The sequence below is a fragment of the Streptomyces sp. NPDC020681 genome (genome assembly GCF_044334895.1).
In the GTDB taxonomy this organism is placed as follows: domain Bacteria; phylum Actinomycetota; class Actinomycetes; order Streptomycetales; family Streptomycetaceae; genus Streptomyces.
The window spans coordinates 267,961-287,692 of sequence record NZ_JBIRTX010000008.1 but is presented as its reverse complement, the minus strand read 5'-3'; the positions used below and the strand labels follow the sequence as shown (position 1 = coordinate 287,692).

18 protein-coding genes are annotated in these 19,732 nt (G+C 70.3%); 10 read left to right on the top strand and 8 right to left on the bottom strand.

The features are described 5' to 3' along the window. Positions 1–4 precede the first annotated feature (4 nt). Positions 5–1,675, top strand: coding sequence for a class I adenylate-forming enzyme family protein (locus ACH4YL_RS21420; RefSeq protein ID WP_398508973.1), 1,671 nt, complete (start codon positions 5–7; stop codon positions 1,673–1,675). An 18-nt stretch (positions 1,676–1,693) separates the two neighbouring features. On the opposite strand, the gene ACH4YL_RS21415 is transcribed toward ACH4YL_RS21420, so the two are convergent. Next, entirely contained in the window at positions 1,694–2,980 is a 1,287-nt protein-coding gene (locus tag ACH4YL_RS21415) for a M6 family metalloprotease domain-containing protein (protein WP_398508972.1), read from the bottom strand. 282 nt (positions 2,981–3,262) lie between these two features. Here ACH4YL_RS21415 and ACH4YL_RS21410 point away from each other — a divergent pair, with 282 nt between their 5' ends. Together ACH4YL_RS21410 and ACH4YL_RS21405 are read left to right on the top strand one after the other, a co-directional pair. Beyond that, positions 3,263–3,913 carry a TetR/AcrR family transcriptional regulator gene (locus ACH4YL_RS21410; RefSeq protein ID WP_398508971.1) on the top strand — a complete coding sequence of 217 codons (651 nt, stop codon included), beginning with the start codon at positions 3,263–3,265 and terminating at the stop codon, positions 3,911–3,913. Positions 3,914–4,052: 139 nt separating this feature from the next. Continuing rightward, positions 4,053–5,570 (top strand): MFS transporter, encoded by a 1,518-nt coding sequence (locus ACH4YL_RS21405; RefSeq protein ID WP_398508970.1) that lies wholly within the window; start codon positions 4,053–4,055, stop codon positions 5,568–5,570. A 147-nt stretch (positions 5,571–5,717) separates the two neighbouring features. Here the strand turns inward: ACH4YL_RS21405 and ACH4YL_RS21400 are convergent, their stop codons facing one another. After that, entirely contained in the window at positions 5,718–6,254 is a 537-nt protein-coding gene (locus tag ACH4YL_RS21400; RefSeq protein ID WP_398508969.1) for a MarR family winged helix-turn-helix transcriptional regulator, read from the bottom strand. An 85-nt stretch (positions 6,255–6,339) separates the two neighbouring features. On the opposite strand from ACH4YL_RS21400, the gene ACH4YL_RS21395 reads away from it, so the two are divergent. After that, on the top strand, positions 6,340–7,122 hold the full coding sequence (locus ACH4YL_RS21395; RefSeq protein ID WP_398508968.1) for a dioxygenase: 783 nt from the start codon (positions 6,340–6,342) through the stop codon (positions 7,120–7,122). Positions 7,123–7,150: 28 nt separating this feature from the next. Here ACH4YL_RS21395 and ACH4YL_RS21390 read toward each other — a convergent pair whose 3' ends face one another. Continuing rightward, entirely contained in the window at positions 7,151–7,696 is a 546-nt protein-coding gene (locus ACH4YL_RS21390; RefSeq protein ID WP_398508967.1) for a GNAT family N-acetyltransferase, read from the bottom strand. Positions 7,697–7,844: 148 nt separating this feature from the next. On the opposite strand from ACH4YL_RS21390, the gene ACH4YL_RS21385 reads away from it, so the two are divergent. After that, positions 7,845–8,843 (top strand): RNA polymerase sigma factor RpoD/SigA, encoded by a 999-nt coding sequence (locus tag ACH4YL_RS21385; protein WP_398508966.1) that lies wholly within the window; start codon positions 7,845–7,847, stop codon positions 8,841–8,843. Between the two features lie 82 nt (positions 8,844–8,925). Here ACH4YL_RS21385 and ACH4YL_RS21380 read toward each other — a convergent pair whose 3' ends face one another. Next, positions 8,926–9,885 (bottom strand): helix-turn-helix transcriptional regulator, encoded by a 960-nt coding sequence (locus ACH4YL_RS21380; protein WP_398508965.1) that lies wholly within the window; start codon positions 9,883–9,885, stop codon positions 8,926–8,928. A 62-nt stretch (positions 9,886–9,947) separates the two neighbouring features. On the opposite strand from ACH4YL_RS21380, the gene ACH4YL_RS21375 reads away from it, so the two are divergent. From ACH4YL_RS21375 to ACH4YL_RS21360, 4 genes are all read left to right on the top strand, one after another. Then, on the top strand, positions 9,948–11,492 hold the full coding sequence (locus ACH4YL_RS21375) for an MFS transporter (protein WP_398508964.1): 1,545 nt from the start codon (positions 9,948–9,950) through the stop codon (positions 11,490–11,492). 173 nt (positions 11,493–11,665) lie between these two features. After that, positions 11,666–12,421: a DeoR/GlpR family DNA-binding transcription regulator gene (locus ACH4YL_RS21370; RefSeq protein WP_398508963.1), complete on the top strand. Its 756-nt coding sequence runs from the start codon at positions 11,666–11,668 to the stop codon at positions 12,419–12,421. Next, a complete protein-coding gene (gene pfkB / locus ACH4YL_RS21365) occupies positions 12,418–13,371 on the top strand; it encodes a 1-phosphofructokinase (RefSeq protein ID WP_398508962.1) in 954 nt (317 codons plus the stop codon). Before ACH4YL_RS21370 ends, pfkB begins: the two co-directional genes overlap by 4 nt. Further along, a complete protein-coding gene (locus ACH4YL_RS21360; protein ID WP_398508961.1) occupies positions 13,368–15,554 on the top strand; it encodes a fructose-specific PTS transporter subunit EIIC in 2,187 nt (728 codons plus the stop codon). Before pfkB ends, ACH4YL_RS21360 begins: the two co-directional genes overlap by 4 nt. A 59-nt stretch (positions 15,555–15,613) precedes the next feature. Here the strand turns inward: ACH4YL_RS21360 and ACH4YL_RS21355 are convergent, their stop codons facing one another. The 3 genes from ACH4YL_RS21355 to ACH4YL_RS21345 form a co-directional block, all read right to left on the bottom strand. After that, on the bottom strand, positions 15,614–16,396 hold the full coding sequence (locus ACH4YL_RS21355) for a DUF6227 family protein (protein WP_398508960.1): 783 nt from the start codon (positions 16,394–16,396) through the stop codon (positions 15,614–15,616). Positions 16,397–16,552: 156 nt separating this feature from the next. Further along, positions 16,553–17,581, bottom strand: a complete 1,029-nt coding sequence (locus ACH4YL_RS21350) for a P1 family peptidase (protein WP_398508959.1) — start codon at positions 17,579–17,581, stop codon at positions 16,553–16,555. A gap of 12 nt (positions 17,582–17,593) precedes the next feature. Further along, positions 17,594–18,793, bottom strand: coding sequence for a low temperature requirement protein A (locus tag ACH4YL_RS21345; protein WP_398508958.1), 1,200 nt, complete (start codon positions 18,791–18,793; stop codon positions 17,594–17,596). A 131-nt stretch (positions 18,794–18,924) separates the two neighbouring features. Between ACH4YL_RS21345 and ACH4YL_RS21340 the strand changes: the two genes are divergently transcribed. Next, the gene (locus ACH4YL_RS21340; protein ID WP_398508957.1) at positions 18,925–19,134 is read left to right on the top strand and encodes a hypothetical protein; all 210 of its coding nucleotides are present in this window, start codon (positions 18,925–18,927) and stop codon (positions 19,132–19,134) included. 13 nt (positions 19,135–19,147) lie between these two features. Here the strand turns inward: ACH4YL_RS21340 and ACH4YL_RS21335 are convergent, their stop codons facing one another. After that, the gene (locus ACH4YL_RS21335; RefSeq protein WP_398508956.1) at positions 19,148–19,615 is read right to left on the bottom strand and encodes an MscL family protein; all 468 of its coding nucleotides are present in this window, start codon (positions 19,613–19,615) and stop codon (positions 19,148–19,150) included. Positions 19,616–19,732: the final 117 nt, after the last annotated feature.

Here is a 19,732-nt window from a genome sequence, read left to right as displayed (position 1 = left end):
AGGCATGCCGGACCAGGATCAGTACAGCCGCTACGAAGCCCAACTCACCGCCCCCGGCGCTCCCTTCGCCGTCGTACGGGGCGAGGACGGCGGGCTGCTGTACGCCGACGGGCCGCGCACCCTGCGGGAGTTCGTCGAAGCCACCTGGGCGTACGGGGACCGGCCGTTCCTCGTCGCCGAGAGCCGGAGCCTGACGTACGCGGAGTTCTTCGCCGAGGCGTGCGCGCTCGCGAGCCGGTTCGTCGACACGTACGGCCTGCGCCCCGGCGACCGGGCCGCGATAGCGATGCGGAATCACCCCGAGTGGCAAGTCGCGTTCTGGGCGGCCGAGTTGGCCGGTCTCGTCGCCGTACCGCTCAATGCCTGGTGGACCGAGGACGAGCTCGCGTACGCACTCGACGACTGCATGCCCGAGCTGCTCCTGGTGGACGGGGAGCGGCTGCCGCGGGTCCGGGCCTGGGCGCTGAAGCACCAGGTGCCCGGCATCGTCTTCCACGGTGCGGCGGAAGCGGGCTTCCAGACGTACGAGCCGGTGCACGACTTCGCGCTCGCGCCGCCCCTCGTCGACGTGCGCGCCGAGGACGACGCCACCATCATCTACACCTCCGGCACCACCGGCCGGCCCAAGGGCGCGGTGGCCACCCAGCTCGCCCAGGCGGGCGCCGCGGTCCATCCGCGGTACCACGCTGCCGCCGCCGCTCTGGCGCGCGGAGTCCTGCCGGGACAGGGACGGTCGCCGGTGACGCTGATGACGTTCCCGTTCTTCCATGTGGCCGCGTTCACCACGGTGTACGCGATGATGGCGGCCGGCGGCACACTCGTACTGATGCGGAAGTGGAACGCCGAGCAGGCCCTCGTCCTCATCGAGCGGCACCGCGTCACGCACTACTCCGGCGTGCCGACCACCGCGCTCCAACTGCTCGACGCGGCGGAGGCCGCCGGGTCCGGTCTGGAGACGCTCACCAACCTCAACACCGGAGGCGCCGCCGCGCCGCCGGACCTCGTCGCGCGGCTGACGGCCCGCCACGGCCGCCGGATCGATCCGCGCAACGGTTACGGGCTGACCGAGACCAGCGGAGGAGTACTGGCGAACTTCGGCGAGGCGTACCGGCAGCACCCCGGCAGCGTTGGCCGCCCGTCGCCCGCCACCGAGGTGCGGATCGCCGGTCCGGCTGGCGAGGCGCTGCCCGACGGCGAGGTCGGCGAGCTGTGGCTGCGCAGTCAGTCGCTCGTACGCGGTTACTGGCGCGACGACGAGGCGACCACGGCCGCCTTCCAGGACGGCTGGTTCAGGACCGGCGACCTTGCGACCGTGCACGAAGGACGGGTCTCGATCGTCGACCGGCTCAAGGACGTCGTCATCCGCGGCGGCGAGAACGTCTACTGCGTCGAGGTCGAGGCGGTCCTGCACGACCATCCGGACGTCGCCGACGCCGCGGTGCTCGGTGTTGCGCATCCCGTGCTGGGCGAGGAGGTCGCGGCCGTCGTCCAGCTGCGCCCGGGAGCCACGGCCACGGCAGACGAGCTGAAGACGCACGTCGGCAAGGTGCTCGCCGCGTTCAAGGTGCCTGCGCATGTCCTGCTGCGGGACGAGCCGATGCCGCGCAATCCGACGGGGAAGATCCTCAAGCGGGAGCTGCGCGGACCGGTGAACGAGCAGCTGTTCGGGAGCTGAGGTCAAAGACGCTGTGGTTCAAGAACGCGTGACGCGCACCCGGTAGCCGCCGCCCTTGTCCTCGCGGATCACCGAGATCCGGACGCCGTTCTGCTTGTCGACGAAGGCCTGGCCGGGACGGTACGTCGCGTCCGAGAGCTCCGCGTGGACATTGGGCCGCCGGGTGCAGCCGCCGCTGTCGCGTTTGCTGTCCGAGATCGTCACGGGACCCTGCCCGGTGTCCACATCGGACTTCACCCGGTAGATCAGCACGCCCGGCTCGCACACGGCCTCGTCGTTCCCGGCCCGCGTGCGCACCTCCACCGCGTAACCCGTGTCCTTGCTGAGCGGCACGATGGCCATCTTTGCGCCGCCGGCGGTGGCCAGCGGCGTCAGCGCGTACTCGGTGGTGCCGGGTGCGGACGCGCAGCTGATCTGGTCGGCGTCCAGCCAGCCCAGCTTCCACTTGTGCCAGCCCAGCAGGTCGTTGTTGGCCCCCCAGTCCTCGGACATGATGTCCCAGTGGCCGACCGCGCCGCCGCCCTCGGAGGTGTAGAGGTCGGGCAGGCCGAAGACATGGCCGTTCTCGTGGGGCAGCACGCGGTAGCCGGTATCGGTGTACGAGCCGGAGCCGTCGTCCTGCCTGCTGTAGACGAAGGACGTGTTGGCCAGCGGAACGCCGTCGGCGATCGGGGCGTCGGTGTTGCCCGAGAAGGTCACCGAGAGCACGGTGTCCAGCGCGGACGGCCCGGCATTGGGCGTCACCAGGATGTTGACCAGGTCGTAGGCGCTGAAGTCCACCTTGGCGTCGGCGGCGGAGACGATGTCCTCGACGAGCTTGCGGTAGCCGGGTTCGTACGGCGAGCCGCGCTCTATTCCGTAACCCGCGAACGGTATCGGCATCCGCAGCCAGTCCGTGACCGGCGCGTGCGGCCGGTAGCTGAGCCGTCCGTACGAACTGGTTCTGAACCAGTCCGAGGTCTGCGGGAAGAACTCCGCGAGCCGGTCCTGCGCCCGCCCTTCGCCCACCGCGTCCGCGAAGTCGATCATCAGGTTGAGCGCGCGGATCTCGCCGGTGGAGCGGGAGTAGCCGGGCGGAGTGGGCATGCCCTCCGACATCTGGATGCCGGTGGTGGCGGCGATCCGGCACGGCCCGAGGCCGGTCTCGTCAGCGGCGGCCACCGGTCCGGCCGAGGCCGGGGCGGGTGCGGGGAGCGTGGCGCTCGCCGTCGTGAGAGCGGCGAGCGCGAGGGCCGCGAGTGCGGCGAGGGTGCCGAGACGGCGGGATCTGCCGGTCCTGCGTATCCGGGGGCGGGGGTGCTGCATGCAATCGCCTTCGGGTCCGCGGCAGCAGGCCGGGTCCTTGCTGCTCAGTGTGATCAGCCTGTGACGGGTGGTGGTGGGTCGCGCGTCGGGTGGGCCGATCGTGGACTCCTGGGGCGGAAATATGTGACGCAGGTCACATCGTGGCCGGGAAATAACCGGGGATCGTTTCCCCGTTTGAACCTGTGTCCGCGCGAAACGGGGAAACGATCCCCGCTTGTGGCAAAGACATGACAGCGACAGCGATCGACAGCGATCGACAGAGGCCAGAAAGGGAGTGGCAGTGTGACCACCGCCGCCGAGACCGAAGCGCCCCGCGCCGCCCGGCCGCGGGCAGACGCCCTGCGGAACCGGGAGCGGATCGTGACGGCCGCGCGCGAGGTGTTCGTGGAGTCCGGGAACGACGTCCCGCTCGACGAGATCGCCCGCCGCGCAGGCGTCGGCAATGCCACGCTCTACCGCCACTTCCCCGACCGTGCCGGACTCGTCCACGAGGTGGTCGTGTCCGTCATCGCCCGCACCTGCGAACAGGCGGAACGGGCGGCGGCCGAGGAGGCCGACTCCTTCGACGCCGTACGCCGCTTCGTGCACGCGGCGGCCGACGAGCGGATCGGCGCTCTGTGCATGATGCTCTCCGGCGACTTCGACAAGGATCATCCCGATCTGACCGCCGGACGCGAACGGCTCGACGCGGCCGTACTGGACCTCGTGGAGCGGGCGCAGTCGGCGGGCCGGATGCGGTCCGACGTCACCGTCCTCGATCTGCTGCTCGCGCTCTCCCAGCTCACCCGACCGCTGCCGGGCATCCAGTGCCTGAACGCCGACCGGTTCGTCCACCGTCATCTGCAGCTGCTCCTGGACGGTTTCGAGGCGCCCGCGCGCTCCGAACTGCCCGGTGAGGCGGCGACTTTGGAGGCTCTGCGCCCCACTCCGTGACGCAGTGACGAAGCAATGAACCCCTGAACCACTGAACCACTGACGCCGACTACTGACGCCAACCACTGACGCCATCACGTCAACGACGACGTGCAGCACGTCCGTTATGACCTCCTCGCACCCTTAGGTGGCTACTCCCATGCCAAAAACACCCGACATCTCACTTGGGGACCCCAACCGCTGGAAAGCGTTGGTGTTCATCGCCGTGGCCCAGCTGATGGTGGTGCTCGACGCGACGATCGTGAACATCGCGCTGCCCACCGCCCAGCAGGACCTCGGCATTTCCGACGGCAACCGGCAGTGGGTCATCACCGCCTACGCCCTCGCCTTCGGTGGACTGCTGCTCTTCGGCGGCCGGATCGCCGACCTCTGGGGCCGTAAGCGCACCTTTGTCGTCGGTCTCATCGGCTTCGCCGCGGCATCCGCACTCGGTGGTGCTGCCACCACCGGGGCCATGATGTTCGGCTCCCGCGCCCTGCAGGGTGCGTTCGGTGCGCTGCTCGCGCCCGCCGCGCTCTCGCTGCTCGCCGTGATGTTCACCGATGCCAAGGAGCGCGCCAAGGCGTTCGGCATCTACGGAGCCATCGCCGGTGGCGGTGGCGCGGTCGGCCTGATCCTGGGCGGTGTGCTCACCGAGTACCTGAACTGGCGCTGGACCTTCTTCGTCAACATCCCGTTCGCGATCGTCGCCGCCGTCGGCGCGTACTTTGTGATCCGTGAGCCGGTCGAGTCGCGCAACCGCTCCTCGCTCGACGTCCCGGGCGTGGTCCTGTCCACGCTGGGTCTGGTGGCGCTGGTCTACGGCTTCACCCGCGCCGAGTCGGCCGGCTGGTCCGACAGCCTGACCGTGGGCATGTTCATCGCTTCCGCGGTGCTGCTCGCCGCCTTCGTGGTGACCGAGGCCAAGGTCAAGGCCCCGCTGCTGCCCCTGCGTGTGCTGACCGAGCGCAACCGCGGCGGTGTCTATCTCTCGCTGGGCCTCGCCATCATCGCGATGTTCGGGCTCTTCCTCTTCCTGACCTTCTACCTCCAGGTCGTGAAGGACTACTCGCCGGTCATGACCGGCTTCGCCTTCCTGCCGATGATCGCGGGCATGATCGCGGGCTCGACCCAGATCGGCGCGCGGCTGATGACCCGCGTTCCGCCGCGGCTGCTCATGGGCCCGGGCTTCGTGGTCGCCGCGATCGGCATGCTGATGCTGACGCAGCTGGAGATCGGCAGCTCGTACGCCGGTCTGATCCTGCCGGCGCAGATCCTGCTCGGCCTGGGCATGGGTACCGCGTTCATGCCGGCGATGTCGCTGGCCACGCACGGTGTCCGGCCCGAGGACGCCGGTGTCGCCTCCGCGATGGTCAACACCTCGCAGCAGGTCGGCGGCGCGATCGGCACGGCGCTGCTGAACACGATCGCGGCCTCGGCCACGACGTCGTACATCGCCTCGCACGCCGCGGGCGCGAGCAACCAGCAGCTGCTTCAGCTGCAGGGCATGGTGCACGGTTACGCGAACGCCATCTGGTGGGCGGTCGGCATCCTGGCGGCTGCCGCGGCCATCGCGTTCACGTTCATCAACACCGGGCGTCCGGACACCGGTTCGATCGCCGCGGGCTCGGGTGACGGTGTCGAGGACGAGGTGAAGATCCCCGTCGTCGCGCACTGACCCGCACCGACGTGCGCTGAGAGGTCATGACGTGCGCTGAGAGGTCATACGGAGAAGGGCCCCGCCCGGGTGATGCACCCGGGCGGGGCCCTTCGCACTGCGTCGAGCAAGCTCAGGGGCGGGGCTTCGCGCTCCCGTACGCCGCGTTCACCTCAGCCAGGGCAGGTCCGCGCCGGAGTCCTGCGGCTGGAGGCCCTCCGCCACGATCTTCATGATCTCGCCGAGCTGGGCGACCTGCTCGGGCGAGAGCCGGTCGAACATCGCCTGGCGCACGGCCTCGACATGGCCGGGTGCGGCCTGCTCCAGGACCTTGAATCCGGCGTCCGTCAGCACGGCGTTCTGCCCGCGCTTGTCGGAGGGGCAGTCCTCGCGCAGCACCCAGCCGTGCTTCTCCAGACGTGCCACGGCGTGCGAGAGGCGGGAGCGGGTGATCTTGGCGTCGATGGCCAGCTCGGTCATCCGCTTGCGGCGGCGCGGGGCCTGGGAGAGCTGCACGAGCAGGCCGTAGTAGATGTGCGGCATGCCCGCGTCGCGTTGCAGCTGGCGGTCGAGATGGTCCTCGAAGAGAGTGGTGGCGTGCAGATAGGCGCGCCAGACGCGTTGCTCTTCATCGGTGAGCCACCGCGGCGCGGGCGCGCTCCCGCCGGGGCCCCCGCCATTGGATGCCGTGTTCATGTATCCCACTCTACGACTGGTTCTTGAACATTGAACTACTTGGAGCTAAGGTTTCTGGATGTAGCTTGAAAGTTCAAGCAGACGGGAGCCGACGATGAATGCCACCTCTGCCGCGGAGCGCATGCCCGCCCTCTATCTTTCCCATGGCGCCCCGCCTCTTGCCGACGACCCCCTCTGGACCGGCCAGCTCGCCGCCTGGTCCGCGGATCTGCCGCACCCCAAGGCGATCCTGATGGTCTCCGCCCACTGGGAGGAGGCCCCGCTCGCGCTCGGCGCGACCGAGACCGTGCCGCTGGTCCACGACTTCTGGGGCTTCCCCGAGCACTACTACCGCGTGCGGTACGACGCGCCTGGCGCACCCGAACTCGCCGATTCCGTACGCAAGTTGCTGCGTGCCCCCGGTGCGCCCGTGCAGGACATCCCGGACCGCGGCCTCGATCACGGCGCGTATGTCCCGCTGGTCGAGATGTTCCCGGCCGCGGACATCCCCGTACTCCAGATCTCCATGCCCACGCTCGACCCGCAGCGGCTGATGGAGATCGGCCGCAGGCTCGCGCCGCTGCGGGACGAGGGCGTGCTGATCGTCGGCAGCGGGTTCTTCACCCACAATCTGGCGGCGCTGCGGGGCGGCGGGACACCGAGCTGGTCGGTGGAGTTCGACGACTGGGGCAGGCGGGCGCTCGCGGAGGCCGATGTGGACGCGCTGCTGGACTTCGAGCACAAGTCCCCGGCGGGCCGGCTGGCGCATCCGCGCACCGAGCACTTCGCTCCGCTCTTCGTCACCCTGGGAGCGTCCCAGGACGAGCTCGAGAGCGGGCGGAGTGTGATCGACGGCTTCTGGATGGGCCTGGCCAAGCGCTCGGTCCAGTTCGGCTAGGCCCTGCCCCAGCCCTCGGTCCGGTCCGCTAGGTGGCGCCGAGGTCCTTCTCGTACCAGGCCACGTCCCAGTACCGGCCGAACTTCCGGCCCACTTCGCGGTACGTGCCGATGTGCCGGAAGCCGAACCGCTCGTGCAGCCTGGCCGATGCCTCGTTCGGCTGGGCGATTCCCGCGTAGGCGCGGTGCAGGTCCTCGTCGGCGAGCGCCTCGAAGAGCGTTTTGTAGAGGAGCGTGCCGATGCCGCGCCCCGCGGCTTCGGGCGTCAGGTAGACGCTGACTTCGACGGAGGTCGAGTACGCGGGCTTGGGGCGGAAGGGGCTGCTCGTCGCGTAGCCCAGAATTTCGCCGTCGGCGGAGCCTTCGACATTTCGGACATCCCGAGCAACCAGAAGGCGGTACGGGCCGTCTTCAGGGTGAGAGTGCAGCCAAGGGCGGCGCTGCTCGGGAGTGAAGGGGGTCGTGTCGAATGTGATGGCCGTCTCACGGATGAAGTGGTTGTAAAGCTCCGTGAGGGCTTCTAGATCGGCCTCTGTGCCCGGCCTGACCTGCACCTCTGTACGTTCTTGGGGCATCCGCTCTCCCTTGGTGGCCGGACAGGGTACTGCAAGATCACGGAAATCGAAGCGCGGCATGGGAATTCTGTCCGGATTCCAGTCGTTGTTTCCTTCGGATGCAGGGCACCCGGAAGGGTGTCGCGACCTACTCAGTAAGGGAGCTCGCATGGCAACCCGTGCCGTCGCCCGTCGTCAGTCCGCCTCAGGTGGGACCGTCCGGGCAAGCAGCGTTCGCGCAGGCGGTGGGGAGATCGCCGACCGCGACCTGGTCGGCATGTACCTCGACGAGATCGCGCGCACGCCACTGCTCGACGCCGCCAAGGAGGTCGAGCTGTCCCAGACGATCGAGGCCGGTGTGTACGCACGCCAGATCCTCGACTCCGAGGTCGACAGCGACGCCGGTGGCGCGACCCGCGAGGAGCTCGAGGCCCTGGTGGCCGAGGGCGAGCGCGCGAAGGACATTTTCATCAAGTCGAACCTCCGGCTGGTGGTGGCGGTCGCCCGCCGCTATCCGCGCAGTGGACTGCCGCTGCTCGACCTGATCCAGGAGGGCAACGCGGGTCTGGTGCGCGCGGTCGAGAAGTTCGACTACGCGAAGGGCTTCAAGTTCTCGACGTATGCGACGTGGTGGATCCGCCAGGCGATCACCCGCTCCATAGCCGACCAGTCCCGCACGATCCGGCTGCCCGTCCACCTGGTGGAGGAGCTCGGCCGAATCCGCCGTGTGCAGCGGGAGTTCAACCGTGAGCACGGCCGTGAGCCGGAGGCCGCGGAGGTCGCGAAGGAGCTGGACTCGACCCCGGAGCGCGTCACGGACGTGCTCGACTGGGCGCGTGACCCGGTCAGTCTGAACATGGCGGTCGACGACGCGGGCGAGACGCAGTTCGGCGATCTGCTGGAGGACACCTCGGCGGTCTCGCCGGAGCAGTCGGTGATGACGCTGCTGCGCAGCGAGGAGCTCGAGGACCTGATCGGCAAGCTCGACCACCGCACGGCATCGATCATCCGGATGCGGTACGGAATTGTGGACGGCCGCGAGCGGACGCTCACGGAGGTCGGCAAGGAGCACGGCCTGACGCGTGAACGGATCCGCCAGATCGAGAAGCACGCGCTGCTCGAACTGAAGAAGATGGCCCGCGACGTGGGCTTCGACGCGGCGGCGTAACCCGCCGCCCCATATACGGACCTCGGCACCCTCCCCCCCGGTGCCGGGGTCCTCTTTTTCCACGGTCAGTCGGCGTCCAGGGTCAGTCGGCTGTCGCTCGCGTCAGCCGCGCGCCCAGATCCGTCAGGTACTCCGCCAGCGGCCTGGGGCCGTGAACCGTGAACTCGCAGTCCACCAGGGCCAGTCGCAGCGCCAGCCACTCCAGCGAGTCCATCGACTTCGACCGCAGCCGGCAGGTGTGCTCGCCCGTCGCCACCGGCGCGCCCAGCGTGTCCGGCAGCCGCGCCGTCACGAACGACGCCGGCGCCTCGAAGCTCACATCCACCTCGTGCTCCGGCTGGCGCGACATCGAGTGGCCCAGCAGCTCCGCCGCGCTGTCCGTGGGCAGTTCCCGCGGGGTGAACCGCGCGCCCGTCGCGAACGGCTCCGAGACCCGGTCGACCCGGAACGTACGCCAGTCCTCCCGCCCCAGGTCGTACGCGACGAGGTACCAGCGGCGGCCCGTCGAGACCAGCCGGTACGGCTCGACCTGCCGCTTGGTCTCCGTCCCGTCGCCCGCCCGGTAGCCGAAGCGCATCCGCTCCCGCCCGCTCGCCGCACCGGCGATGACCGTCAGGGTCTGCGGGTCGATCGTCGCGCCGTCGCCGCGGGTCAGCGGAATCGTCGCGGCCTGGAGCGTGGTGACCCGGTGCCGCAGCCGGGACGGCAGGACCTGTTCCAACTTGGCCAGCGCACGTACGGACGCCTCCTCGATGCCCTCGATCGCATGGCCCGCCCCGGCGCGCAGGCCCACCGCGATGGCGACGGCCTCCTCGTCGTCCAGGAGCAGCGGTGGCATCGCCGCACCGGCGACCAGGCGGTAGCCGCCGACCGCGCCCTTCGTCGCCTCGACCGGATAGCCGAGGTCGCGGAGCCGGTCGATGTCACGGCGGATCGTGCGCGGACTGACTTCGAGGCGCTCGGCCAGCTCGCTGCCGGGCCACTCGCGCGGGGTCTGGAGAAGGGAGAGCAGATTCAGGAGTCGTGCCGGAGTGTCCGTCATGTTTTCCAGGATGCCTGTCATCTAGGACATGGCCTGACCTAGATGACCCCTAGGTTCCTCTCATGAGTTCACAGCCCGCCGTAACGGATACGGCACCGGACACCGCCCTGGACACCGCGTCGGACCGTCGTCGCTGGATCGCGCTCGCCATCGTCATGACCGCGGCCTTCATGGATCTGGTCGACGTCACCATCGTCAACATCGCGATCCCGAGCATCGAGCGGGACCTGGGGGCGTCGTTCGGCGCGATCCAGTGGATCACCGCCGGATATGCGCTCGCCTTCGCCGCCGGCCTGATCACCGGCGGGCGTCTCGGCGACATCTACGGCCGCAAGCGGCTCTTCCTGATCGGCATCACCGGCTTCACGCTCGCCTCCGCGCTCTGCGGATTCGCCGCGAACGAGGAGATGCTGGTCGCCTCCCGCCTGCTCCAGGGCGCGACCGCGGCGCTGATGGTGCCGCAGGTCCTGGCGATCATCCACGCCACCTTCCCGGCGCACGAACGCGGCAAGGTCTTCGGAATGTTCGGCGCGGTCATCGGCCTCGGCGCGGTGTCCGGTCCGCTGCTCGGCGCGCTGCTGACCCAGTGGAACCTCTTCGGCCTGGGGTGGCGGCCGATCTTCCTGATCAATCTGCCCGTCGGCATCGCCGGGCTGATCCTGGGCCGGAAGTTCATTACCGAGTCCCGCGCGCCGAAGGCGCTCAAGCTCGACCTGATCGGCGTCGTGCTCGTCACCACCGGACTGCTGATGCTGATCTACCCGCTGACGCGCGGGCGTGAGCTGGGCTGGCCGCTGTGGGGTCATCTGTGCATGGCCGGCAGCCTGGTCGTGTTCGCCGCGCTGGTCGCGTACGAGAAGTACAAGACGCGCAAGGACGGTTCGCCGCTCGTCGAGCTGTCGCTGTTCAAGGTGAAGAGCTTTGCCGCGGGCATCGCCGTGCAGCTCACGTTCGGCATCGTGTGCGGCATCTTCTTCCTGGTGTGGACGCTGTACATGCAGATAGGGCTCGGCTGGAGCCCGCTGCGGGCTGGCGTGACCGGCGTCCCGTTCTCGATCGCGGTGTCCGCGGCGGCCGGGATCTCCGTACAGAAGCTGGTGCCGCGGTTCGGGCGGAAGGTGCTGCAGGCGGGCGCGCTGACGATGGCGGCGGGGCTGCTGATCTACATCTGGGAGGCCGGTCGGTACGGCATGCAGATCGCGCCCTGGCAGATGGCGCTGCCGCTGGTGGTGATGGGCGTCGGCATGGGCCTGATCGTGGCGCCGCTGACGGACGCGGTGCTCTCCGACGTGCCGCGGGAGCATGCGGGCTCGGCGTCGGGCCTGATCAACACGACGATGCAGATGGGCAATGCGCTGGGGCTCGCGCTGGTGTCGGTGGTCTTCTTCAGCTCGATCGACGAGCTGGGCGGCGACCGGATCGCGCCGAGCGCGGTCGGTGAGGCGTTCAAGGACGCGTTCCAGAACTCGCTGTGGTGGGTGGTGGCCGTGCTGGCCGTGATCTTCGTGGTGATGTACGCGCTGCCGGCGCGGCCGAAGCAGCACATGGAGGGCGCTGAGGTCCTCGCGACTTCGGACGACGAGATGGAGCCCGCGCTCACGCGCTGATGCGGGTGAGACGGGTGAGGTGGGCCCGGTCCGGGAGGTGTTCCCGGGCCGGGCCTCTCTGCGTCCGGCCCACTTGTGTCTGTTCCATGCCCGGATGTGTTTACTTTCCGGAAATCCGGGCGTAGCCTGCAACCGAAACCACAGGTTCGGGCATGGAACGGATGTAAAACCACATGTACGCACCGGAACGCCAGCAGGAGATCCTGCGGCTCGCCCGCGACGGCGGCCGCGTCGATGTCCTGTCGCTCGCCGAGGAGTTCCAGGTCACCGCCGAGACGATCCGGCGCGACCTCAAGGCCCTGGACCGGGCCGGACTCGTCCGCCGGGTGCACGGCGGGGCCATCCCGGCCGGCCGGCTCGAGCCCGACCTCTCCGAACGCGAATCCACCGCGGCCGACGAGAAGGACCGCATCGCGCGCGCCGCCCTCGCCGAACTGCCCGCGGACGGCAGCGTGATCCTCGACGCCGGGTCCACGGTCTCCCGTCTCGCCGCGGCGTTCCCGCTCGAGTGCGCGCTCACAGTCGTCACGCATGCCCTGCCCGTCGCGGCCCGCCTCGCCGACCATCCCGGCATCGACCTCCACCTGGTGGGCGGACGGGTCCGGCACCGGACGCGCGCGGCGGTCGACGCCTGGGCGCTGCGGGCGTACGGAGAGATCCGCGCCGATGTCGTCTTCCTCGGCGCCAACGGCTTCTCCGCCGAACACGGACTCACCACGCCCGACCTCGCCGAGGCCGCCGTCAAACGCGCGATCGTCTCCGCCGCGCGGCGCGTGGTGCTGCTCGCCGACTCCGCCAAGCACGGCGAGGAGCACTTCGCCCGCTTCGGCGACCTCGCCGAAGTCGACCTGCTCATCACCGACAGCGGGCTCGCCCCGAAGGACGCCGCGGCGATCGAGTCCGCCGGAACGGAAGTCGTACGCGCATGATCCTCACCGTCACCCCGAACCCATCGCTGGACCGTACGTACGAGGTCCCGGCGCTGGACCGCGGCGAGGTTCTGCGCGCCTCGGCCGAACGGATGGATCCCGGCGGCAAGGGCGTCAACGTCTCGCGGGCCGTCGCGGCCGCCGGTCACCGCACCGTGGCCGTCATGCCGCTCGGCGGCGCGCCCGGCGCGCTGGTCGAGCAGCTGCTCGCAGGCCAGGGCATCGAGGTCGCGCCAGTGCCGGTGGCGGGCGCGACACGCTCCAACATCGCGCTCGCCGAGCCCGACGGCACGCTGACGAAGATCAACGCACCCGGCCCCGAACTGACCGCCGCGGAATCGGAGTTGCTGCTGTCCACCGTCCGGGAGCACTCCGCGTCCGCGGCCTGGATCGCCTGCTGCGGCAGCCTGCCGAGGGGCCTCGCACCCGAGTGGTACGCCGAGTTGGTGACACGGGCGCACCAGGCCGGGGCCCGGGTCGCCCTCGACACCTCGGGCCCGTCACTGCTCGCCGCCCTGCGCTCCGGGCCCGATGTCGTCAAGCCGAACGCCGACGAACTCGCCGCCGCCGTCGGCCGCCCGCTCGCCACGGTCGGCGACGCGGTCAAGGCGGCGGAGGAGGTACGGGAGCTGGGCGCGCATGCGGTACTGGCGAGCCTGGGCGCGGACGGCCAGTTGCTGGTCTCGTCCACCGGCACCTGGTTCGGCACCGCGGCCGTTTCCACCCTCCGCAGCAACGTCGGCGCGGGAGACGCGTCACTGGCCGGCTTCCTCGCGGCCGGCGGCGACGGCCCGGACGCGCTGACCGCGGCGGTCGCACACGGCGCGGCGGCGGTACAGCTGCCGGGCAGCGTGATGCCGACACCCGCGGACCTCGACGTGTCCGCCGTCACCGTGACGACGGACATCCCACTGGACCGAGCACTCACCGAGCAAGGGAGCCCGCGATGAGCGACATGATCACCGCGGACCTGGTCGACCTCGACCTGGCCGCGACGACCAAGGAGGCGGCGGCCAGGTCGCTGGCCGAACGGATGACGGCCCTCGGCCGCGTCACCGACATCGAGGGCTTCCTCGCGGACGTGGCGGCCCGCGAGGCCCAGATGCCGACGGGCCTGGACGGCGGCATCGGCATCCCGCACTGCCGCAGCGAACATGTAGTGGAGCCGACGCTCGCCTTCGGCCGCTCCTCCCGGGGCATCGACTTCGGCGCTCCGGACGGCCCGGCGGACCTGATCTTCCTGATAGCCGCGCCCACGGGCGCGGACGACGCCCACCTGACCATCCTGTCGTCCCTTGCGCGCCGCCTGATGGACACGGAGTTCACGACGGCGCTGCGCACGACGCAGGACGCGGGCGCGGCGGCGTCCCTGCTGCGGGGCGAGGACCCGGCGACCTCGGCGCAGCCGGTTGTCAGCTCCACCGACACGGAAGCCTCGGCTTCGCCGGGCGCGGGCGTCTTGCCGGGGGCCGCAGGCGGAGGGGCCGCGGCGGCTTCGCGCGGTGTCGACGCCGGGGCCGCTGCCGGCGCAGTGCCCGCGTCCCGTGCGGCAGTTGACGGCGAGGGCGGGTCCGAGAACGGTCCGGCTGCTTCGGCGGACGGCGTGCAGGGCGTCGGCCTCGCCGACGCTGATGCCGCCGCCGGTGCTGAAGGTGACGGCCCCTTCAGGATCGTGGCCGTCACCTCCTGCCCCACCGGTATCGCCCATACCTATATGGCCGCCGAGTCCCTCGAAAAGGCAGCCGAAGCCCAAGGCATCCACATCGCCGTCGAGACCCAGGGCTCCGCCGGGTTCACCCGGCTCGACCCTGCCGAGATCGACGCCGCCGACGGCGTGATCTTCGCTCATGACGTGCCCGTCAGGGACAAGGCCCGGTTCGCCGGGAAGCCGACCGTCGATGTCGGCGTCAAGGCCGGGATCAACCGGCCCGCCGCGCTCATCGACGAGGTGCGCGGCAAGGCCGAGCGCGGTGAGGTCACTTCGACGGCCAAGGCCGCCGCGCCCGCCGACGCGGCCGGTGACCCCGGGGACGGCTACGGCACCCGGCTCCGCAAGTGGCTGATGTCCGGCGTCAGTTACATGGTCCCGTTCGTCGCCGCCGGCGGTCTCCTCATCGCCCTCGGCTTCGCCATCGGCGGCTACGAGATCTCCGACGCCAAGTCCGTCGCCGAGCACTTCGTCTGGGCCGACCACACCAGCTGGGCCGCGCTTCTCTTCCAGGTCGGCGGGCTGGCCTTCAGCTTCCTGGTGCCGGTGCTCGCCGGGTACATCGCCTACGGAATGGCCGACCGCCCAGGTCTCGTCCCGGGCTTCGTCGGCGGCGCGATCGCGCTCACGATCAACGCCGGATTCCTCGGCGGCCTGATCGCCGGTCTCCTCGCCGGCGCCACCGTCATGGCGATCCAACGCCTCAAGGTGCCCAAGCCACTTCGCGGCATCATGCCGGTGGTCGTGATCCCGCTGATCTCATCGGCGGTCGTCGGTTTCCTGATGTTCCTGGTCGTCGGAAAGCCGATCGCCGAGCTCCAGAAGGCACTCACCGACTGGCTGGCCGGCCTCTCCGGAGCCAACGCGGTGATCCTCGGCATCGTCCTCGGCCTGATGATGTGCTTCGACCTCGGCGGCCCGCTCAACAAGGTCGCGTACACCTTCGCGGTCGGCGGACTCGCCAACCCGAACGACGGCTCGCTCAAGGTCATGGCCGCGGTGATGGCCGCCGGCATGGTCCCGCCGCTGGCGATGGCGCTGGCCACCGTTGTACGCAAGCGGCTGTTCACGAAGACCGAGCGCGAGAACGGCAAGGCTGCCTGGGTTCTCGGCGCCTCGTTCATCACCGAGGGCGCGATCCCGTTCGCCGCGGCCGACCCGCTCCGGGTGATTCCGGCGGCGATGGCGGGCGGTGCGGTCACCGGTGCTCTGTCGATGGCCTTCGACTGCACGCTGCGCGCCCCGCACGGCGGCATCTTCGTGGTGCCGCTGATCGGCAACCCGTTCCTCTATCTCCTCGCGATCGTGGCCGGCACGCTGGTCAGCACCGCGCTGGTCGTACTGCTCAAGGGCGCACGCAAGGCGCAGCCGGAGCAGGTCCCGGCCGGCGCCGAGCAGGAGCCGAAGGTGCTCGCCGCGGCCTGAGCGGCCCGAGCGCCCAGAAGCGCCTCGAAGCGTCTCGAAGAGAACTCGAAGAGAAGCGGTCAGCGCACCCGCGCGCGGAGCTCCATCGCTTCGCGCGCGGTGTGCTCCGCGCCGTACACCTCGCACATGTGGCGGCCGTCCGGAGTGGCCGTGTGCTCCACCTCCCACAGGCTGGTCTCCGTGCCGTCGAGCAGCAGGAACGCGTGCTCGTACAGCGTGAAGCCCGCGTCCTTGCCGTCCACCCGGTACTGGCGGCCGAAGACCTGCGTGATGTGGTGCGCGAACGCGGCACGCAGCAGCTGGGCCGTCTCCTCGCCCGGCCGGTCGCCGTTCTCCGCGCGGCGCAGCACACGGCGCGCGTGGTCCGCGGAGTTGTCCGGCACGTACATCCGGGGGAGCGGGGCGGGCGGCGCGGCCATCAGGCCCGCGAGGAGCTCCAGATCGGCGTCGAGATCCGCCTCCAGGTCGGCCTCGCTGAGCACGTCGGCGCCCGGCCCGGCGGGGTCGGGCGCGGCGAAGCCCGGGAAACCTGCGGGCAGCCGGGAGGCGGCGAGCCGGACCTCCGACTCCTCGGCGTACAGCTCGTGCTGCTTGGCGCCGTCCTTGCCGGTGCTGTGCACCAGCTCCCACAGGACGAGCGAACTGCCGTCACTGAGCAGATACGCGTGGCGGTACGTCGCGCGGTCCAGGGCCGCGCTGTGGTGCGAGGAGTGCAGCGAACTCGCGTGAGCCAGCGCCGATTCGAGTCTCTCGACCGTGGTGTCGGGCAGATCGAAAGAGTTGAGCGCCCGACCCAGGAGTCGCTCGAGGTGCGTCTCGGGTGTCTCGTACGGATCGTTCAAGGTGGGTCTCCAGGCCGTCGCCGCAAGTCACTTGGTGATTGCTAAACGTAGCCCCTGGGTCTGACAACGTGTCCGGGGTTCGGAAAAACGAAGGGGCCCCGTGTGAAGTTCCCCGCACTCGACCCTCCGTACTCCCCAACCGTCTTGTCCTGTAGGTCAGTCGATGTCGTACAGCTCCCGGTACGACGGGAACACCCCGCCCGCCCCGTCGACGCCGCCGGCCGCGAGCACCGCCTTCACGATGGCCCGTGTCACCACGTCCGCGCCCGCCGCCAGCACCTCGTTGAGCGCGAGCGGATTCGCGGCGTCCAGCGGCACGCCGCCGGTGGCGAGCGCGAAGACGGTGTCCCCGTCGTTGAGGAGATGCACCGGGCGCACGGCGCGGGCGATCCCGTCGTGCGCCGTGCCCGCGAGCTTCTGCGCCTGTGCGCGGGTGAGTCCGGCGTCGGTGGCGACGACGGCGAGCGTGGTGTTCAGCGGCGGCGGACCGCTCGCCCTGCGCGTCTCCTCCAGCCGTTGCAGCGCCGCGGCATGGACCTCGGTGGCCGGGTACTGGACGGGCCCCTCGAAGTACTTCCCGTACAGCACGCCCGTCAGCGGATCGACCGCCGAACCCGCCGCGTTCGCCACCACCAGCGCGGCCACGGTGACCCCTGATTCGAGGACCTTGCTCGCCGTGCCGACGCCGCCCTTGAGGCCGCCGACCACCGCGCCGGTGCCCGCGCCCACGTCACCGGCCCCGACCGGAGCCCCGAGCCCGGCGGCGGCCGCCTCCTCGACCGCCGCCCGCCCGGTGCACGCATCCGGCCTGGCGGTCCAGTCGCCGCCCCGGCCCAGGTCGAAGACACAAGCCGCTGGCACCACGGGCACGACCCTGCCCGGGCCGCCCACCGGCACGCCGCGACCCTGCTCCTCCAGCCACGCCATGACGCCCGCGGCCGAGTCCAGGCCGTACGCACTGCCGCCGGTCAGGACGACGGCCTCGATCCGCTGGACGAGATTGCGCGGGTCGAGCGCGTCGGTCTCACGGGTGCCGGGCCCTCCGCCCCGTACATCCACGGCCGCGATCGCTCCGCCCTCCGGTGCGAGGACGACGGTGGTGCCGCTGAGCGCGCGGTCGCCGGGCACCCGAGCATGGCCGACCCGCAGCCCGGTCACGTCCGTGAGAGCGTCGTTCTTGGTCATGTCACCTGCGTATCACGCCGGCTGCGGCTTCTGAGGCCGGTTCGCGAGCGTCACGCCGACCGCGACCGTCGCCGCCGCGACAAGACCGGCGAGCAGGACCGCGTACCCACCGGCGAACGTGCAGCCGAGGATCGCCAGAGCCGATACCGGCAGCGTCAGCTGCTGGGCCATGCCGTGCTTGAAGTGGCGCGAGTGCAGCAGCCACACGGTCATCAGGAACAGCGCGGCCGGCACGGTCACGGCGGCGGAGGCCGCCGTGGTGGAGATGTGCGCCTCGTCGACGGCCTGCTCGACCGCCACTTCGAGGCCCGCGCCGATCGCCGCACCCGACGCATAGATCAGATAGTGGCCGTAACCCCAGAGGAACGCCTCCCTGTTGCCGACGAGCCGGTCGTGGGCCGGCACCGCGAAGTAGATCCACCAGGCGGCGAAGACGATCAGCAGTCCGCCCGCGGCGATCGGGATCAGCTTCGTGAGCTCGTCGGACTCGTCGATCGCCGACTGCATGGCGACCGTGGCGGCCAGGATCGTCTCGCCGAGCACGATGATGGTGAACAGTCCGTACCGCTCGGCGATGTGGTGCGCGTGCCAGCTGGTGGCCATCGAGCGCTCGGCGATCAGCGGCACGGCCATCTCGGCGATCGCCATCACCAGGAAGACCCACGGGCGCACGTCCTCGGGCAGGAACAGCAGCCCCAGCCAGCCGACCTGGCAGATCGCGACCCCGGCGGCGTACCTCAGGGCCGTCGCCCGCTCGGCGCCCTGTGTCGATCTGGCCGCCCGCAGCCACTGCGTGACGAGCGCGACCCGCATCACGAAATAGCCGAGAAAGACGACGCCGAAGTCGTGGTCCTGGAAGGCGCGCGGGACACCGGCGGCGAGGATCAGCACGCCCGCGATCTGGATCAGCGTCACGACGCGGTACGGCACGTCGTCGGTGTCGTACGCCGAGGCGAACCAGGTGAAGTTCATCCAGGCCCACCAGATGGCGAAGAACACCATGGCGAAGTCGACCACGCCGGTCGCCGCGTGGTCCTCGGCCACGGCATGCACCAGCTGCATGCCTGCCTGGGCGACCGCGACGACGAAACACAGATCGAAGAACAGCTCCAGCGGCGTGGCCGCACGGTGCGCCTCGTCGCGGCTGCGGGCGGTCATCGGACGCAGCGGCGGCCTGCCGTCGCCGGTGGTGGAGGCGGAAGAGGACGTCATGCCCCCAGCACACCAGAGGGTCCGCCAGGTGCGCCCCGGGACGCGCACGACGGCTTGCGGGACACAGCGCGCCGGGACGCGCACGACGGCTTGCGGGACACAGCGCGCCGACATCGCCGTACCCTGGACGTATGAGCACCGCCCCCGCCCCCGGACCGCGAGATGCGAAGCAGCCCCGGCCGCAGAACCCGAAGCCGAAGCTCATCTTCGACGATCCGCTGGACCAGCAGTCCTCGGACGATACGGACCGTGGGTGGGGCGAGCGGGCTCCGGGCGGCAGCGGGGACAGCGCCGACGATCTGGCGCGCTTCCTCGACGAGAAGCCGCCCCACCACCTCTGAGCCCGGTCTTCCGCTACTCCCTGTCGTGTCCCGTGCCCCGCTGTGCCACTACCGCGTCGCGGATCTCCTTCAGGACCTCGAGCTCGGTCAGCTCGACCACTTCCTTCGCGCCTTCCTTCGCCGCGTCCCGGGCCGCCTTCCGAGCCAGGTACTTGGCCATGGGCAGCACCATCAGGAAGTAGACGACGGCCGCGGTGATCAGGAAGGTGAGCGTGGCGCCGAGCACCGAGCCCCACAGGATCTGGATTCCGTCGACCTCGCCGTTCACCACCTTGCAGGTGCCCTTGAGGCAGGAGCTGTAGGAGTCGAGTTCCTTGGTGCCGAACGCGCCGACCACAGGGTTGATCACGCCCTTCACCACGGCGTTCACGACTTGGGTGAACGCCGCGCCGATGACGACGGCGACCGCCAGGTCGATGACATTGCCGCGCATCAGGAAAGCCTTGAAGCCGTCCAGGACGCTGACCTTCTTCTCGCTCACCGCTGAGCCTCTCTTCGCATGTGCGGGACACGGAGCCAAACGTTCCGAAACCTACGTCAACGCCCGGCCGCGCTGTCCAGTCCGTCCATGCGAATCGGCGACTTGACGGCACGTCAG

What these genes read in the sequence shown, in the direction of transcription:
- ACH4YL_RS21420 (WP_398508973.1), top strand. Translation starts at nt 5, where the DNA reads ATGCCGGACCAGGATCAGTACAGCCGCTACGAAGCCCAACTCACCGCC.
- ACH4YL_RS21415 (WP_398508972.1), bottom strand. Translation starts at nt 2,980, where the DNA reads ATGCAGCACCCCCGCCCCCGGATACGCAGGACCGGCAGATCCCGCCGT.
- ACH4YL_RS21405 (WP_398508970.1), top strand. Translation starts at nt 4,053, where the DNA reads ATGCCAAAAACACCCGACATCTCACTTGGGGACCCCAACCGCTGGAAA.
- ACH4YL_RS21395 (WP_398508968.1), top strand. Translation starts at nt 6,340, where the DNA reads ATGAATGCCACCTCTGCCGCGGAGCGCATGCCCGCCCTCTATCTTTCC.
- ACH4YL_RS21390 (WP_398508967.1), bottom strand. Translation starts at nt 7,696, where the DNA reads ATGCCCCAAGAACGTACAGAGGTGCAGGTCAGGCCGGGCACAGAGGCC.
- ACH4YL_RS21385 (WP_398508966.1), top strand. Translation starts at nt 7,845, where the DNA reads ATGGCAACCCGTGCCGTCGCCCGTCGTCAGTCCGCCTCAGGTGGGACC.
- ACH4YL_RS21380 (WP_398508965.1), bottom strand. Translation starts at nt 9,885, where the DNA reads ATGACGGACACTCCGGCACGACTCCTGAATCTGCTCTCCCTTCTCCAG.
- ACH4YL_RS21375 (WP_398508964.1), top strand. Translation starts at nt 9,948, where the DNA reads ATGAGTTCACAGCCCGCCGTAACGGATACGGCACCGGACACCGCCCTG.
- ACH4YL_RS21370 (WP_398508963.1), top strand. Translation starts at nt 11,666, where the DNA reads ATGTACGCACCGGAACGCCAGCAGGAGATCCTGCGGCTCGCCCGCGAC.
- pfkB (WP_398508962.1), top strand. Translation starts at nt 12,418, where the DNA reads ATGATCCTCACCGTCACCCCGAACCCATCGCTGGACCGTACGTACGAG.
- ACH4YL_RS21360 (WP_398508961.1), top strand. Translation starts at nt 13,368, where the DNA reads ATGAGCGACATGATCACCGCGGACCTGGTCGACCTCGACCTGGCCGCG.
- ACH4YL_RS21350 (WP_398508959.1), bottom strand. Translation starts at nt 17,581, where the DNA reads ATGACCAAGAACGACGCTCTCACGGACGTGACCGGGCTGCGGGTCGGC.
- ACH4YL_RS21345 (WP_398508958.1), bottom strand. Translation starts at nt 18,793, where the DNA reads ATGACGTCCTCTTCCGCCTCCACCACCGGCGACGGCAGGCCGCCGCTG.
- ACH4YL_RS21340 (WP_398508957.1), top strand. Translation starts at nt 18,925, where the DNA reads ATGAGCACCGCCCCCGCCCCCGGACCGCGAGATGCGAAGCAGCCCCGG.